Source organism: Synergistaceae bacterium (assembly GCA_017443945.1).
Classification (GTDB): domain Bacteria; phylum Synergistota; class Synergistia; order Synergistales; family Aminobacteriaceae; genus JAFUXM01.
The window spans coordinates 1-16,713 of sequence record JAFSXS010000096.1; the positions used below are offsets into that span (position 1 = coordinate 1).

At 40.3% G+C, this 16,713-nt stretch carries 16 protein-coding genes; 15 read left to right on the plus strand and 1 reads right to left on the minus strand.

The genetic code is table 11. The annotated features are described in order from the left end of the window. On the plus strand, positions 1 to 648 hold a 648-nt coding region (locus IJT21_09925; GenBank protein ID MBQ7578566.1), incomplete at its 5' end, for a restriction endonuclease subunit S. Between the two features lie 3 nt (positions 649 to 651). Then, positions 652 to 3,603 (plus strand): type I restriction endonuclease subunit R, encoded by a 2,952-nt coding sequence (locus IJT21_09930; protein MBQ7578567.1) that lies wholly within the window; start codon positions 652 to 654, stop codon positions 3,601 to 3,603. Positions 3,604 to 3,931: 328 nt separating this feature from the next. Here IJT21_09930 and IJT21_09935 read toward each other — a convergent pair whose 3' ends face one another. Further along, entirely contained in the window at positions 3,932 to 4,078 is a 147-nt protein-coding gene (locus tag IJT21_09935; protein MBQ7578568.1) for a hypothetical protein, read from the minus strand. Between IJT21_09935 and IJT21_09940 the strand changes: the two genes are divergently transcribed. The 13 genes from IJT21_09940 to IJT21_10000 all read left to right on the plus strand — a co-directional run. Beyond that, a complete protein-coding gene (locus IJT21_09940; protein ID MBQ7578569.1) occupies positions 4,077 to 4,763 on the plus strand; it encodes a precorrin-2 C(20)-methyltransferase in 687 nt (228 codons plus the stop codon). The two genes, IJT21_09935 and IJT21_09940, sit on opposite strands and share 2 nt — an antisense overlap. A 126-nt stretch (positions 4,764 to 4,889) precedes the next feature. Then, on the plus strand, positions 4,890 to 5,750 hold the full coding sequence (locus IJT21_09945) for a GGDEF domain-containing protein (protein ID MBQ7578570.1): 861 nt from the start codon (positions 4,890 to 4,892) through the stop codon (positions 5,748 to 5,750). 33 nt (positions 5,751 to 5,783) lie between these two features. Then, positions 5,784 to 7,025, plus strand: coding sequence for a cation:proton antiporter (locus IJT21_09950; protein MBQ7578571.1), 1,242 nt, complete (start codon positions 5,784 to 5,786; stop codon positions 7,023 to 7,025). Between the two features lie 35 nt (positions 7,026 to 7,060). After that, a complete protein-coding gene (locus tag IJT21_09955) occupies positions 7,061 to 7,261 on the plus strand; it encodes a hypothetical protein (GenBank protein ID MBQ7578572.1) in 201 nt (66 codons plus the stop codon). Positions 7,262 to 7,542: 281 nt separating this feature from the next. Further along, positions 7,543 to 9,852: a polyribonucleotide nucleotidyltransferase gene (locus tag IJT21_09960; protein MBQ7578573.1), complete on the plus strand. Its 2,310-nt coding sequence runs from the start codon at positions 7,543 to 7,545 to the stop codon at positions 9,850 to 9,852. Further along, on the plus strand, positions 9,852 to 10,295 hold the full coding sequence (dut, locus tag IJT21_09965; GenBank protein MBQ7578574.1) for a dUTP diphosphatase: 444 nt from the start codon (positions 9,852 to 9,854) through the stop codon (positions 10,293 to 10,295). Before IJT21_09960 ends, dut begins: the two co-directional genes overlap by 1 nt. Positions 10,296 to 10,460: 165 nt before the next feature. Continuing rightward, the gene (locus tag IJT21_09970) at positions 10,461 to 10,799 is read left to right on the plus strand and encodes a hypothetical protein (GenBank protein MBQ7578575.1); all 339 of its coding nucleotides are present in this window, start codon (positions 10,461 to 10,463) and stop codon (positions 10,797 to 10,799) included. A 39-nt stretch (positions 10,800 to 10,838) separates the two neighbouring features. After that, positions 10,839 to 11,309: a hypothetical protein gene (locus IJT21_09975; protein MBQ7578576.1), complete on the plus strand. Its 471-nt coding sequence runs from the start codon at positions 10,839 to 10,841 to the stop codon at positions 11,307 to 11,309. Positions 11,310 to 11,580: 271 nt separating this feature from the next. Next, positions 11,581 to 12,750, plus strand: coding sequence for a radical SAM protein (locus tag IJT21_09980; protein ID MBQ7578577.1), 1,170 nt, complete (start codon positions 11,581 to 11,583; stop codon positions 12,748 to 12,750). Next, on the plus strand, positions 12,732 to 13,127 hold the full coding sequence (locus IJT21_09985; GenBank protein ID MBQ7578578.1) for a hypothetical protein: 396 nt from the start codon (positions 12,732 to 12,734) through the stop codon (positions 13,125 to 13,127). Before IJT21_09980 ends, IJT21_09985 begins: the two co-directional genes overlap by 19 nt. A gap of 131 nt (positions 13,128 to 13,258) precedes the next feature. Next, positions 13,259 to 14,206, plus strand: coding sequence for a tRNA (adenosine(37)-N6)-dimethylallyltransferase MiaA (miaA, locus tag IJT21_09990; protein MBQ7578579.1), 948 nt, complete (start codon positions 13,259 to 13,261; stop codon positions 14,204 to 14,206). Beyond that, positions 14,203 to 15,072 (plus strand): 4-hydroxy-3-methylbut-2-enyl diphosphate reductase, encoded by an 870-nt coding sequence (gene ispH / locus IJT21_09995; GenBank protein ID MBQ7578580.1) that lies wholly within the window; start codon positions 14,203 to 14,205, stop codon positions 15,070 to 15,072. Before miaA ends, ispH begins: the two co-directional genes overlap by 4 nt. Before the next feature lie 6 nt (positions 15,073 to 15,078). Beyond that, positions 15,079 to 16,713, plus strand: a 1,635-nt coding sequence (locus tag IJT21_10000; protein ID MBQ7578581.1) for a S1 RNA-binding domain-containing protein, incomplete at its 3' end; no start/stop codon positions are given.

The following is a 16,713-nucleotide window of genomic DNA, read 5'->3' on the forward strand; positions in this document are numbered from 1 at the left end:
AAGGACAGCGGAGTCGAATGGATAGGGAAAATTCCGGAGGAGTGGGGCTATGGAAGAATTAAATATAATTATTATCTCAAGGGGCGAATAGGTTGGCAAGGATTGAAGGCAAATGAATTTATAGATAATGGGCCGTATCTTATAACAGGTACAGATTTTGAGAATGGCTCTATTAACTGGGAAAAATGTTATCATATTTCAGAAGAACGCTATAATGAAGCTCCTGAAATTCATGTAAAAGTTGGTGATTTACTAATAACTAAAGACGGCACTGTTGGAAAAGTTGCTTTTATCGATTCTAAGCCCGATAAAGTATCATTAAATAGCCACTTGTTAATAATGCGTCCAATAAATAGTCAATATTCAAATAAATTTTTATTCTGGGTAATTCATAGTAATATATTCGATACATTTTTTCAACTTTCACAGAATGGAAGTATAATGGCTTCTTTATCGCAAGAGAAAATAAATAATTTTTCCTTCCCTCTTCCCCCACTGCACGAACAAATAAAAATTTCCTCCTACCTCGACGACAAATGCTCGCAAATCGACTCTAACATCAATAAACGCGAACAAATTATAACTAAGCTCACAGAGTACAAGAAATCTCTAATTTATGAACTCGTAACAGGAAAGCAGGAATTATAAATCATGAACACAACCGAAAAAATTTTTGAACAGGACATCGAACAATATTTAATCACTGAAGGCGGCTACACAAAGGGCAGTCCCTCAAATTTTGATCGTGAACTCGCTCTCGACACAAAAACTTTTATAGCTTTCATAACGCGCAGTCAGCCTAAAAAATGGGAACGCTACACAAAAATTTACGGTCCTGACAGTGAGAAGGAAATTATTTCGCGTTTTTGCCGTGAAGTGAAAATATCCGGCCTTCTTCATGTCATGCGCAAGGGGTTCACCGACAGAGGCATAAATTTTAATGTTGTATTCTGGAAACCTGAGACGACTCTAAATTCTGAGACCCTCAAGCAATATAACGCAAATATTTTTCATTGCACAAGGCAGCTTCATTATTCGACCGCAAATGAAAACTCTATAGACATTGTGTTATTTATAAATGGGATTCCTGTTGTATCAATCGAGCTTAAATGCAACTTCAGCGGACAAAATTTTTCAGACGCAATCAAGCAATATGAATCTGATAGAGACCCTAAGGACGCTATTTTTGCATTCCGTGAGCGCGTTTTTGTAAATTTTGCTGTTGACCTCTACCAAGTGTATATGACTACAAAACTTGATGGCGATAAAACAATTTTTATTCCGTTCAATCAGGGTTCAAACGGTGCGGGCAATGTCGGAGGCGAAGGAAATCCAAAAAATTCCGACGGTTACGCAGTTGATTATTTATGGAAAAATGTTTTGCGCAAAGATAGATTACTTGAAATTTTACAGAAATATTTACACTTTGACGGAAAAAATTTAATTTTCCCCCGTTATCATCAATTAGACGTAGTAACAAAATTGCTTGCTGACGTGAAAGAAAAAGGCTCAGGCCATAATTATTTAATCCAGCACAGCGCAGGGAGCGGGAAATCAAATTCTATAGCGTGGCTTGCTCATCGATTGTCAGGACTTCATAACGCTGATAACGAGAAAATATTTCACTCTGTAATTATCGTAACTGACCGCAAAATACTTGATAATCAGCTTCAAGACACAGTTTATCAATTCGATCACGTCAACGGCGTTGTAGTAAAAGTTGACAAGAACGCAAAGCAGCTGAAACAGGCAATAGAGGACGGAGCAGGAATAATTATAACGACTCTGCAAAAATTTCCCGTGATTTATAGTGAGGTCAAGAGCGGCCAGAAACGTTTTGCAGTAATCATTGACGAAGCTCACTCATCACAGACCGGCGACGCAGCAAAAAAATTGAAAATAGCTTTATCCGACACAGAAGAAATTTTGCGTGAATATGCCGAAATCGAAAATAGCGAGGAAGCAGCCCGGCTCGATTATGAAGACTTATTATTGAATGAACTTGCAGCGCATGGAGTACAGAAAAATTTATCATTCTTTGCATTTACGGCGACTCCTAAGGCGAAAACTCTTAATATTTTTGGCTGTAAAGATGATAACGGGACATATCACCCATTTCACGTTTATTCAATGCGTCAGGCAATCGAGGAAAAATTTATATTTGATGTCCTGCAAAATTATATGACTTACAAAATGTATTACAAGATCGCAAAGAATATCCCCGATAATCCCGAACTCGACACGACCGCAGGAATCAGAGCGATAAAAAAATTTGAGTCCCTTCATCCTCATAACATAGCGCAGAAGACAACAATTATGCTTGAACATTTTCGAAGTGTTACCATGCACAAAATTAACGGTAAAGCTAAAGCAATGGTTGTTACGCCCTCAAGACTTCATGCGCTTAGGTATGTTCAGGAATTTAGACGGCAGATAGAAGAGAATAAATACGATAATTTATACGTTCTCGCAGCTTTTTCCGGAGAAATTGAAGACGGCGGAATAACTTACACCGAAGAAAAATTAAACAAGACCAAGTCAGGCGAGACAATAAAGGAACAATCATTACCGGAAGCGTTTCATTCTGATGATTTCGCAATATTAGTTGTCGCTGAGAAATATCAGACCGGTTTTGATGAGCCTTTGTTACATACAATGTTCGTTGATAAAAAATTGTCGGGAGTTAAGGCGGTGCAGACTCTTTCACGATTGAACAGGACAGCAGACGGCAAGCAGGATACATTTATTCTCGATTTTGTTAACTCAGCTGAAGAAATAAAGGCAGCTTTTGAACCCTATTACGAGGAAGCAATATTACTTGAGGAAACCGACCCGAATGTAATTTATGACATAAAGAATACGCTTGATACGTTCAGAGTATATCAGGATTCGGAAATTGAAAACTTTGCGAAAATTTTTTATTCCTCACAGACTGCGGGTGCTATGGGAAAATTAACGGCTGTGATTAAATCGGCTCTTGACCGTTATAATGCATTAGAGGACGAACGCAGGGAAATATTTAAGACGACTATTAACCGTTTCAACAGGATTTATTCTTTCATCACTCAAGTATGCCGGCTGTTCGATAAAAATATTCATAAATTCAGTGTTTACGCAAAATTTTTAGCAAGTCAGCTCCCGAAAACAGGTATTGCAAGAATAAATATCGATGACAAAATTTTACTTGATTATTATCGACTTGAGAAGGATTACGAGGGCTCTATAAAACTTTATGGCACTGATGAAGGCTTTAGACCTGTTACGGGTGATGCCGGGCGGGGTGAACGCAAGAAAGATCCTTTGACAGTCTTAATTGATGAAATAAATCAACAGTACGGCACTAATTTTACGGAAATGGATAAAGTTTTGCTGCAAATAGAGAATGATTACGCCCTTCAAGATAAATGGCAGATTTACGCAAAAGATAATGACTTGAATACATTTATGCTATTATTTGAGAAAGATTTTCCCGATATGGCGATGAAAAGATATGAACAGAATGATAATTTTTTTATGAGAATGCTTGATAACGGCGAATTATTAAAAAAGGTCATGAAAACTGTAGGCGGAATATTATATCAACGCTTAAGGAAGGGAAAATAAAAAAGTTTATGACCATTTATGGCAATTAACACAAGTAATTTGGAGTCGCGTTAAAGTTTTGTTCTGTACACCCGTTAATATTTTGAGTCGCGTTCATAAAAAGTTTTTCGCTACATAATCAAAACCTTCACAGGAGATTCAGAGTCGCGTTTTAATTGGTTAGTCCCACCCGCCCGCCCGGTTTTGAGTCTGGAGTCGCGTTTATGCAAAATTTTTCGCCATTATGTTATATAATATGCGTGTGCAGTTCTCTTGAAAAATTTATCGGGAGAGCTGCAATTTTTACAACTACATTTACAACTACAAGAAGTGTTAATTTTTTCTGCACTTACAATGACTCGCAAATAAAAATTTTTTCGTAATGACATAAATTTTTCGCAATAAATTTTTTCACGTCATAGCCCGTAAGACTCGCAATAACTTTCACGCATGATAAAATTTTTTCACGCAAATATTTAACAGAAGGTGAACTCATGAAATTATTTATCGCTGGAGTCGGTCCCGGCAAAGCTGGCTTAATCACTATTGAAGCTCTTACGGCCGCAAAAAATTCTGACTTAATAATTACTCCGCGCTCACATGCAAATAAAATCGGTATGGCTGAAAATGTCATCTCGCAATTATTACCCGAACGCAAATTTATAAATATACTTTTTCCCATGATAAAAGACTCTCACGAACGAGACAACATAATTTTTTCACAGGTTCAAAGCCTAAATCTTGATATTTCGCAAAAAATTTTTTTCCCGGTAATAGGCGACTCTGTGCTTTACTCGACTGGAGCTTATTTTATTGACGCGATAAAAAAATTATTCCCTGACTGCGAGATAAATTTTATTCCTGGAATTTCGGCGCATTCTCTAGCAAGTGCAACCGCTAAAAAATTTCTGGCAATGGACGAACAAATTTTTACGATTATTCCCGGCACTGCTGACACAGAAAAAATTATTAACGTCCTCGAACACTGCGACTCATGTGCGATTTACAAGCCAAGTGCTTTGACTCAGGAAATTAAATTATCGCTCGCAGACTCTCGAAAATGGAATATATTAAGAGTCGATTTTGCCGGGATTCCTGAACGCGAGAAAATTTTTACAGGGTCAGACGCACTAAATGACTTGAATAATTATATGTCGATTATATTATTATCGCGCAGGTAGCATTTGATTTTCTGCTGAGACCAACGGGCCGGCACCGGTTCAAAAAAGGTTTTCGCCTTTGACTTTGTTGTTATAGCGGTCAATTAATACACTATAATATTACGCAAAAGGAGAGATTTATTTATCATGAACAGAATAAAAATTTATACTCGAAGCAAAAATTTATCTGATTTATTAAATTCGTTCGAGGACTGGGAAAAGGAAGACTGCGAAATTTTTTCACTCACCGACAACCCCGAAATTGACGATCAAGACAGCGAAATTATAAATGTCTTCATCCTAACCGCAAGGCCCGCAAAAATTTTGATGAACGCACGTTATATTTTGTGTTCGTCAACGCCGCAAAAATTGTCAGAAAGCGATTTAGCCATTCTTTACGATTTATGGCCTATGCCTTTGACAGCTCATTTAGTGAGATTTTATTTCAGGGCATTACGTGAACGACTCAAGACCGAGCTTGAAGACACTTCCAATCAGGCGAAAATTTTAGAGATGGCCAGACAGGATTATTTAACGGGACTCGCGACTCGATGGTACCTCAACGAATACGCCGAACAAAACGCGGGCGAAGAAAATATTACCTGCATTTATCTCGATCTCGACCACTTCAAAGAAGTAAACGATCAATACGGACACGGAGCAGGAGACCGGGCACTTGCTGCAACGGCTGAAATGATTCAAAACGAGTTTACAGCAAATAAAAACGCTTTAGCTGCTAGAATGGGCGGTGATGAGTTCATGATTTTACTGCTTGGCAAACAAGAAAATATCACCGAAAAAGTTAATGCCTTCATGAAAAAATTGCTTGACTATTACGCAACACAGGACACAATGCATGATTTAACAGTCAGTGCAGGAATCGCGCAGAAATTACCCGGTGAAAATAAGCCGATTGAGCAGTTAATTCATGAGTCAGACAAAGCACTCTATCAAGCCAAGAAAAACGGCCGTAATCAATCGCAAATTTATACAAGTGATTTGGAGTGATATAATTTCCCGCTTGGGAGATGAAATTTATTTATGCAATTATTATTGAAGACGGCTTTTGCGCTTTTTGCCGGATTAATAATGACAAGAGCGTTTAAGCTGGCTGGTTATGGGAATAAATTTCCTGATGTTACAGCGTTTTTGCTCGCGGGCTTGCTCGTCGGGCCTTATTTTTTGGGAAGATATAATTTAGGCTTCTCGACTGCTGACGAACTTGCGAACGTGAATATTTTATCGAGTCTTGCGTTGGGATTCATAGCGTTTGACATAGGTTCAGAATTTAGATTCGCGAAAATAAAAGAGTTCGGCGCGAAAGCAATTTTTATCGGAATATTTCAAGCTGTTACGGCTACGATTCTTGTAGATTTTGCGTTGATTGTGTGCGTTCCTGATCTGCCGAGAGAAGCTGCTATTATTCTGGGTGCGATTGCTAGTGCGACTGCTCCTGCTGCGACTCTAATGGTAGTTAGACAATTTAAGGCACATGGGCCCGTTACTGATTTATTATTGCCGATTGTTGCAATTGATGACGCTGCCGGACTTGTAATATTTGCGGTTTCTATGGGGATTGCGCAGGCTATTGCGGGAGGAACAATTAACGCAGCTTCACTTGTGATTCAGCCGTTGACTGAAATTATCGGATCTCTTTCACTGGGTGCTGTAATGGGCTTTATTTTGACTCAGCTTGAAAAATTATTTTTCTCGAACACTAACAGACTTTCAATGACTATAGCATTTATCTTGATGACTATTTCTCTTGCGTCGAGATTTAATTTATCGGCTCTTCTTGTGTGCATGACTCTGGGAACTACATTTTGCAACATGAGCGAATTTTCGCAGGACATTATGACTCGTTCTGAAAAATGGTGTGCGCCCCTTTACGCTGTATTCTTTGTGTTGAGCGGTGCAAGACTTGATTTAAGCGTGTTCCAATATAAATTTGTAATAATTACGGGAATATTATATATTTTTACGCGTTGTGCAGGTAAATATTTAGGTGCGTTAATTTCGAGTTCGATGACTCACTGCAATTCTGACGTGAAAAAATATTTAGGGATTACACTTTTCCCGCAGGCCGGAGTCGCTCTCGGAATGGTGATAAGTGCTCAGGCATTAGGTCAGGAAATGGGCGCATTGATTCGCAACATAATTTTATTCAGCGTGTTAATTTATGAGCTTGTCGGGCCAAGTTTGACTCGTATAGCTTTGACTCGTGCAGGTGAGATCGGCGAGAAATTACCCGAACACGAAAATAGAGAACGTTTCAGAAAATAAATTTATTCGCGGGCATGTGAGCAGTGAACATGCTAATGAATCAGCTATTTATCGTTACTCTGTTTATGGCTGTTATATCGTGGTTTATGACGCGATTGTTCGGAATTGAATTGGTCTCTCTTGCAGCAGCGATTTTGCCGTTTACGATAGAAATTGCAAACAACACAAGGGAGATGATAGCAGTGGCAAATATTATGGCGAGAGGTAAAGGCATACACGGAGCGGCTCATAAATAATATGCATGTTCAGAGTAAATAAATAGGTGTTTGCCGAGAAAGTTCAAATCTTTCAAGCTCCGCCCTTATATAAAGAATAATGAGTCTGTGCAAAAATTTTGTACGGACTTTTTTTGCGGGAAATTCCACGAACACGAGAATATATTTTCCGGCCAAATTTAAAATTTTTCGCAAATTCTTTGTATAATGCGTGATTTTTTCTGTATCTGTGATTAAAATATAGCCGTTAATTTTATTAGGAGGATTAAAATATTTTGGATCAGGAAAAAACGTATTCTGTAATGGTCGGAGAAGAACCGCTTGTATTCAAAACAGGAAAAATAGCAAAGCAGGCAAACGGCGCAGTTATTGCCTCGCAGGGAGATACGGTTTTATTATGTACCGCTTGTATGAATGACACTGTACGCACTGGAATTGATTTTTTCCCGTTAATTGTTGATTATGAAGAGAGATATTACGCAGCAGGAAAAATTCCCGGAGGTTTCTTAAAGCGCGAGGGCAAGCCGTCAGATTCAGGCATTCTAGGATCAAGAGTTATAGACAGGTCGATTCGTTCAGTTTTTGATGACAATATGCGCAATGAAGTGCAAATAGTTACGACAGTTTTAGCTATGGATCAGGATTTTCCCGCAAACGTTCTCGGCATCAACGGAGCAAGCGCAGCACTTGCAATTTCTGGAATCCCATGGAACGGCCCCGTAGCTGCTGTCAGAATCGGACTCGTAGGCGGAAATTTAATCGTCAATCCAACAGAACGGCAAATGAACAACTCTTTATTAAATCTCATTGTAGCGGGACACGATGACGGGATAACAATGGTCGAGTCAGGTTCTTATGAAGTCTCGGAAGAATTATTAGTTGACGCTCTCGAACTTGCACATTCTGAAATCAAGAAAATTATCGCAGTACTTAGACAAATGAAGGAAGAAATCGGAAAGCCATTAATCGAGATACCAGCTCCCGAAAAATTCCCCGATATTGAAAATTGGATCTGTGAAAATCTTGACTCACAAGTCGATAAAGCAGTAAGAATCCACGAGAAGAAACCCAGAGAGAAAGCAATAACCGAAATAAAAGCTCAGGCAGCCGAACACTTTGCAGAAATTATTAATGAGCACCCGGAACGTGAAGAATATATTAATGCATTCATCGACGAACGCGTGAAAAATATTATGCGAGGAATTATTATTAATGAACGAGTCAGAGTCGACGGCCGTAAAATGGATCAAATAAGGCCAATCACTTGCGAAATTGACCTCCTGCCCAAAGTTCACGGCACAGCATTATTTACACGGGGCGAGACTCAATCACTAGCAACTACTACATTAGGAATGATCGGTGAAGATGATCAGATTTTAGACGGAATTAAACTCGATGAACCAGCAAAAAGATTCATGCTTCATTATAATTTCCCGCCATATTCAGTAGGCGAAGTAAGACCCCTAAGAGGCCCCGGAAGACGCGAAATCGGACATGGTGCTTTGGCCGAACGCGCATTACTTCCAGTTATCCCGACAGAAGAAGAATTCCCGTATGTTATTCGCGTTGTATCTGACATAATGGAGTCAAACGGTTCAAGCTCGCAGGCAAGTATTTGCGGAGGGAGTCTCTCAATGATGCACGCAGGAGTCCCGATTAGATGCCACGTCGCAGGGATTGCAATGGGATTAATCAAAGAGGGCGACAAAGTTCAAATTTTGACAGACATTCAAGGACTCGAAGATCATTACGGCGATATGGATTTCAAGGTCGCAGGAACGCGCGCAGGAGTTACAGCCCTTCAGATGGACAATAAAGCAGGAGGCATTACACGCGAGATTCTGGAAAATGCATTAGCTCAGGCACGCAAAGCAAGATTTGAGATTCTCGAAAAAATGGAAGCAGTTATCCCCGTCCCGAACAGAATCTCACCGAATGCACCGCGCATTATTTCATTCGAGATTGACCCCGAAAAAATTCGTGAAGTCATCGGCACAGGCGGGAAAGTCGTACGCAGCATAACTCAGCGCACAGGCGTTAAAATAAATATCGAGGACGACGGAATAATCACTATTTCAGGGCCAACTCAAGCACAAGTCGAGGACGCAAGAACAATAGTTTTATCACTCACAAGAGATCTTGCACCCGGTGAAGTCTATTACGGCACTATCACGAGATTATTAAGTTTCGGCGCGTTCGTTGAGTGTTTACCCGGCAAAGAAGGCTTATTACACGTCAGCGAAATCAGCACAAGCAGAGTCTCAAGAGTTGAAGACGTTTTCAAGCCCGGTGATAGAGTTCTCGTAATGGTCAAAGATATTGACGATCAGGGACGCGCTAATTTAACACGACGCAGAGTCTTAGCAAGTGAAGACAAAGTAAGGGCTGCCGGACTCGCTCATGTTTTGCCGGATGAACGTGAACGCGATAATTTAATTGCAAGCCTTGCATCACGTGAAAGAGGTTACAGCAATTTCCAAATGAGAGACAGAATAAGCTACATGGACAGGGGTTATTCTTCAAATCGTGCTAGCAGAAATGATTTCGAGTTCGGACGCGGAAACTATGACCGCAGCAACAGACGCAATGACCGCAGCAGAAGAGGCTACTAATGCAGAATGAGATAACAGTAAAAATTTTACGCAGTGCCAATACAATAAAGATTCCGGAATATGCGACTCCGGGGTCGGCAGGCGTTGATTTATGTTCGGTTCGTTATTGCATTATTAAACCGGGCGAAATGGCTTTAATTCCGACTGGGATAAAATTAGCGATTCCAGAAGGCTACGAGGCTCAAATCAGACCACGAAGCGGGCTCGCACTCAATCACAGAATAATTATCCCTAACAGCCCAGGAACAATTGACTCAGATTATCGCGGCGAAATAAAAGTTTTATTGCTGAATATGGGTGAAGAGCCTTTTACGCTGTCATTCGGTGATAGGATTGCTCAAATGGTATTTGCTCCTGTAGCACACGCAAAATTTGAAGATGTCAAGAAACTTGATGAGACTTCCAGAGGCTCCGGAGGTTTCGGCAGTACAGGAATAAATTAATTTCTCGAACGAATCCCCTTGACCGTAAAAAGTTGAGGGGAAAATTTTTATTGTTGTAATGATAGAACTTCTGCTGCGGCCAACGGGAGCAGCTAATGACGCGCAAACGGCACCGGTTGCAAAAAAGGTTTTAGCCTTTGACTGTATAAAGGAGTAATAAATTTTATGGACAAATACAATTTTCACCGGAAAAATAAAATCGAGCTTGAAATTTTCACAGATTCAGGAATTAAAGCAGGACTCATAAATGGCGATTACGAATTTAACGAACAACATTTTACTATCAAGCAGATTCAAATTTTACCGGAATATTTGAGCGTAAATCTCGTGAGACGTGCAATTTGTGAAATAATTAATGAGTCAGGAGCAAATAATATCAAATATTTTTACGACGAACCCGACGGAGAAAATTACGACGACGAATCAAGAGACCCTCAAATGAAAATTTTTCGCCCGTTTGAAATTTTTTATCCCGACTTCACAATTAAACGCACACTTTTATAGACTCAATATACACTGAATCTTAAAGAATTTTCCGGAAAAATGAAACATGATTCTTTCTACACTGATGAGAAATTAGCGCGCGACGGGATGAAATTTTTTCCGTTCGAGAAATTACCCGATTTTGCCGAAGAGATTCAAGAACTTTGCGGCTCAGATAGGGACGCTGAAATATTTTCACCGTTTAAGGCCGGAGATTATACCCCTGAATTAAGTTATATCGCTGTCTTGAATGATAAAGTATTCGGCTGGGTCTACTGCAAAAGGATAGATTCTGATGTAATAGCTTTTAACGGCTGGTACGTCGCGAAAAATTTTCGTACTGTCATGGGCGGGGGAATTAGTCTAATTTCTTATACGATTCGTAAATTAATAAGCTGCTGTTCTGTCATTAAATTCACTCTTTCGGAATTAAGCAAATCATTAAAGCGGTTTTATAAATATTATTTCGGTAATGCGTTAAAAACAGGGACTCGCCGCTTCAAAATCGAAATGAATCGCAATCTGCAATAATGTTGTATATAATTACAAAGTGTTTATAAAATTTTAACAGGGAGGACTCAATCATGAATTTCACGAAAGAACAAATCACTAAAGCGATGTCATGCAAAAGTGTCGGCGAGTTATTAAATCTGATTCTCCTCACAAGCATAAAGATAAGGACAAGAATCCCGAATTAGGGTCGATTATCTGCAAATTTGACGACTGTTACAGAGACTAGGACTCGTAAATTGCTGGATTTGTTGATTACAGCCCGGCTTTAAATTTTTAGGAGGATATTATTTTGCGCACAAGTAAATATGAAATTCTTTTACCCTTACCAGAGTCAGCGTCTCAAGATTACGTGTTAATTAATGGACTCTACGGAGCTGTTGATTTAATTGACAAGAACGAGGCACATTTACTCACTGAAGCAAAAAATAATCCCTCATTACTCGAAAAATTAGAGTCTTCACGGCTCGAATTACTCACTAAACGCGGACATATCGTGAACTCAGACGAACAGGAATCCGAAGATATGAGCATTCTTGCAAGGATTCACAAGTTATTATATTCAAATACTGGAGTCGGACTCGTTTTAGCTCCTACTTATAATTGTAATTTACGCTGCTTTTATTGTCTTGAACAGCATAGACTCACACGCGGCACTGAATGGCTCGAACGCACAATGAGTAAATCTTTAGTAGATGCAATTTTTGCACAGGTAAAAGACTACAAAGCACGCAATTATATAATTAATAACTGTTCACTTTATGGCGGAGAACCTTTATTAGCAGAAAATAAAGATATAATCCGTTACATTTGCGGGAAGTGCCGGGAAAATGACATGAAAATTTCTGCTATAACAAACGGCACTGACTTAGATAAATATTTAGACTTAATTCAAGAGTTTAAATTTACGAACTTGCAAATTACAGTAGACGGCCCGAAAGAAATTCACGATAAAAGGCGGTTTTTTGCGGACAGATCAGGCAGCTTTGATAAAATCATGAATAATATAGCACTGGCACTCGAACGCGGGATAAAAATAAGTGTTCGTGTAAATGTCGGCAGGTCAAATATTGCGCATATCTGTGAACTTGAACAGGAATTTAAATCACGCGGATTCACTGAGAAGAAAAATTTTTCATATTACTTCAGGGGCGTATTTGATACACCTGACGCAATAGACGAGTCAAAAATTTTACAGGAAATCATAAATTCCGGACACTCGCTTAATAATGCAATAGAACTTGAAGGCCGTTATTCAAATTCTGTGAAAAAATTAACCGGCTGGCTCAATAAAAGCACTTGGCCGAGAATAAATCCTACTTACTGCGGAACAGAAAATTTCATGAACGTTATCGGCCCGGACGGCTTGATTTATTCATGCTGGAATATAGTTGCACAAGATGAGCTTGCTATGGGCTTTGTTACGAGGCTTCACAAAAATTTTTGTATAATCTCTCAATGACAAAGTGGCGCACAAGATATGTGAATAACATGATTCCGTGCAAAGACTGCGAATACTTGATGTTATGCGGGGGAGGCTGTGCAAGATATGAACCGGACGAAAAATTATTTACTGGAATGTGCGAAAACTTTCAGGAAATATTTAATTTGGCTGCACCATTGGCAATAACAAAATTTCTTAATGAGCCTAAATCCGACACTGACAAAGATAATAGCGAGAAATTGCCGAACTCTGAATATATAAATAATCCACGCTGCTTATCACTCAGTACACGGGAAATCTTAGCGCGCATTAATCCCGACGAAAGAAAGCAAATTTTAGCAACTATCAGCCCGCTTGAAGTAATTAAGATTCTCGCTGATAAATTGCATGAATAAATACATGATGAAGCAATCTGTTATTTTCCAATCCGCGAAAAAATTTTACTTGCAAAATTCAAAGATATGTTATAATCAATGGCATTAAATTTAATTTGTTGGTTTAATAAGGGGAAATAAGAGCTTTTATAATGAATCGCCAGCCAGTGGTAGCTTTAATAGGTTCTACAGCTGTAGGAAAAACGGCTTTAAGTTTATCTGTCGCAGAAAAATTGAATGCAGAAATTATTTCAGTTGATTCGCGTCAAGTTTATAGATACATGGACGTGGGAACTGATAAAGTTTCGCAGTCTTTTCGGCGTGAAATACCTCATCACATGATAGACATAGCAGATCCCGACGAAAAATTTACAGTTTCAGATTTTGCGGAAGAAGCCTCACAAGCAGTCAACAGAATCTGTACGCGAGGTAAAGTGCCTTTATTCGTGGGCGGGACTCCTTTCTATTACAATGCGTTATTTCATGCGAGCTTGAATCAAGATCTGCCGTCAGATAATGAAGTCCGCGAAAAATACGAAGCTCTTGCAAATTCTCAGGGAGCCGAATTACTGCACATGAGATTATCAGAAGTCGACCCGGCAACAGCAGAAAAATTACACAAAAACGATATTCAGAGAGTAACCCGTGCGCTTGAAATATGGGACTTGACCGGCAAAGCACCTTCACAGTTATACAATGAAGGCACAAAACGTGATTACGGCTTTGATGTGCTTTATATCGGGCTGTCTCGTTCGCGCGATGAATTATTTTCACGCATAGCAATAAGGCTCGAACAGGAATTTAATTCGGGATTCCCTGAAGAAGTCGAGTGGCTGATTAATAACGGCTTTGACGAAAGATTTACACCGTTAAAAGGCTTGGGCTATCATGAATTAATCGACTATCACAGGGGCAAAATGACTCTCGATCAAGCACTCGAAAATTCAATAGCGCGCACTAAAGCATTTTGCAGACGGCAGCAGACGTGGTTTAAAAAATTTGAGCCCGCAGTCTGGTTCAACATGTCAGAGTCAAATCACGAGCAGGAAATTATAAATCTCGCGTTAAATCACATTCACAAAGGAGACTCGCCCGAATGAAAATAATTATGGCAGATCACGCCGGTTTTTGTTTCGGTGTAAAGCGGGCCGTTGACGCAATAGAAAACGCCTTGCATGACAATAAAGAAGTATGGACGATAGGTCTTCCGATTCATAATCCGCAGGAAGTTGCAAGACTTGAGTCAATGGGTCTGCGTGTTGCAAAGGATTCGAGCGAAATACCTTCAGGCGCAAAAGTTTTGATACGAGCTCACGGTGAAGCATTGAACGTGATAGAAAATTTGCAGTCCCGAAATATTGAAGTAATTGACATGACATGCCCGTTTGTAAAGAAAGCTCAAGACTTAGCACGGGAATTATCGCGCGAAAATTATCATGTTGTATTATTAGGCGACAAGAATCACCCGGAAATTATCGGCATTGTCGGACATATCGAGGACTCAAAAAATTATGAAGTAATAGCTAATGAGTCAGAAGCGCAAAAAATTTCGTCTCATCACAAAATTGCGTTAATCTCACAGACGACTCAGCGTGAAGAACGACTCGCAAATGTTGCAGCCATTCTCACGGGAAAGACTCAGCAGTTACACGTTTGCAATACAATTTGTAAAGCTACGTCAGAGAGACAGGAGTCAGCGCGTTCACTCGTGAAAAATAACAACGTCGACGGAGTAATCTTAATCGGAGGCAAAACAAGCGCGAATACAAGCAAATTGCGCGATATAATCGAGTCGGAGGGCGTAAATGTCTTATGGCTCGAAGATGAATGCGAACTAATGCAAAATATAAACTGGTTCGCCGATAAAAACGTGATTGGTATAGCCGCAGGAGCAAGCACTCCCGCATGGCTTATCGATAAAATAAAATTTAGTATTGCGGAAACAAAGGCAGTCAAGGGGGTTTGATTCACTATGGATCAGCAGGAAGTTTTTGAGCATCAGGAATCAACAGAAGCAACAACAGCAGCACCTGATGTAACAGCGCAGACACAGGACAATCAGGCAGAAAAAGAGCCTGAAACAATGCAGGAGCTTTGGGATCAGTACGGAAGCACCGGCGGCCGCTTTCACAAGGGTAAAATTTGCACGGGAACAATAGTCAGCAAGAACGAAGCAGGCTGGCTCGTCAACATAGGTTTCAAGTGCGAGGGCTTATTACCTGAGAAAGAGTACACGAATCATTCTTTAATCGAAAACGGCGAGGAACCCAAACCGGGAGATCAAATCGAGGTCGAAATCACGAACATTCGCGACGGTGAAGAAGCACAATTAACTCTAAGCCGATGGAGACACGAATTTGAAAAACGCTGGGCAGCACTTGAAGCAAAAATTGCAGAGAGTCCTTCAATGCAGGTTAAAGGCGTAAGCAGAGTCAAAGGCGGTCTCATGGTTGATTGCTGCGGGCTTGAGGGCTTTATACCTATTTCGCATTTAACTATTACGGGAAAAGGCGTAAACCCTGCAAATTTTGTCGGTCATAATCTCACTGTCAAAGTATTAGACCATGACAGACGCAAGCACAGACTCGTTTTCTCACGAAAAGAATTACTCGAACAGGCAGAGAACGAACGCAAAGCAAAATTTTATGACCGCGTTCATGAAGGCGATGTGCTTGAGGGTGAAGTCAGCAGCTTGACAGATTTCGGCGTATTCGTGAATCTCGGCGAGATGGACGGGCTTGTTCATGTAACGGAGCTTACTTGGAAACGTAATATCAAGATTCGCGAAATGTTCAAGAAGGGCGACAAAGTTACTGTTAAAGTTATCGGCATTGACAAGGAAAACGATAGAATTTCCCTGAGCATTAAGCAGGTAACCGGAGATCCTTGGAACACAGTGAGCGAAAGGATTCACGTCGGCGATGTCATGAAAGGTGTAGTAACTAATTTGACGGAGTTCGGCGCATTCGTTGAGCTTGAACCGGGAATCGAGGGGCTTGTACATGTCGGCGATATAAGCTGGACCAGAATTAAGAGACCTCGCGACGTATTGAAACGCGGTCAAGAAGTTGATGTGTTAGTGCTTGAAGTCGACACGGAGAAAAAACGTATCAGTCTCGGCTGCAAACAGCTTAATGATCCGTGGAGCAACATAACTGAACGCTATCAGCCCGGCCAAGACATAAAAGTTAAAGTTGTAAGACTCGCAGATTTCGGCGCATTCGTTGAAGTTGAAGAAGGAGTCGAGGCTTTAATTCATATTTCGCAGATAAGCCGCAAGAGAATCGAGAAACCCGGCGATGTTTTGAGCGAAGGTCAGGAAGTTGAGACGAGAATCCTCGAAATTAACCCGGAACAGCGCAGAATGAGATTATCAATGAGCGAGCTTGAACCAGAACCAGAACCAGAGCCCGTACCAGTTCAGGAAGAGAAAGAAATCAGACCTGAGCGCACCGAACGTCCCGACCAGCCCAAACGCGGAGAAAAACGCGAAAAACGCGGCAAATCACGCGCAAGAGCATTAAAAGAGTCAGCAGGCTATGAAGACGACGAAGAGGGAGTTGTATATAATCCGTTCGCAGAAGCCTTCAAGGGTGCAGACTGGAAT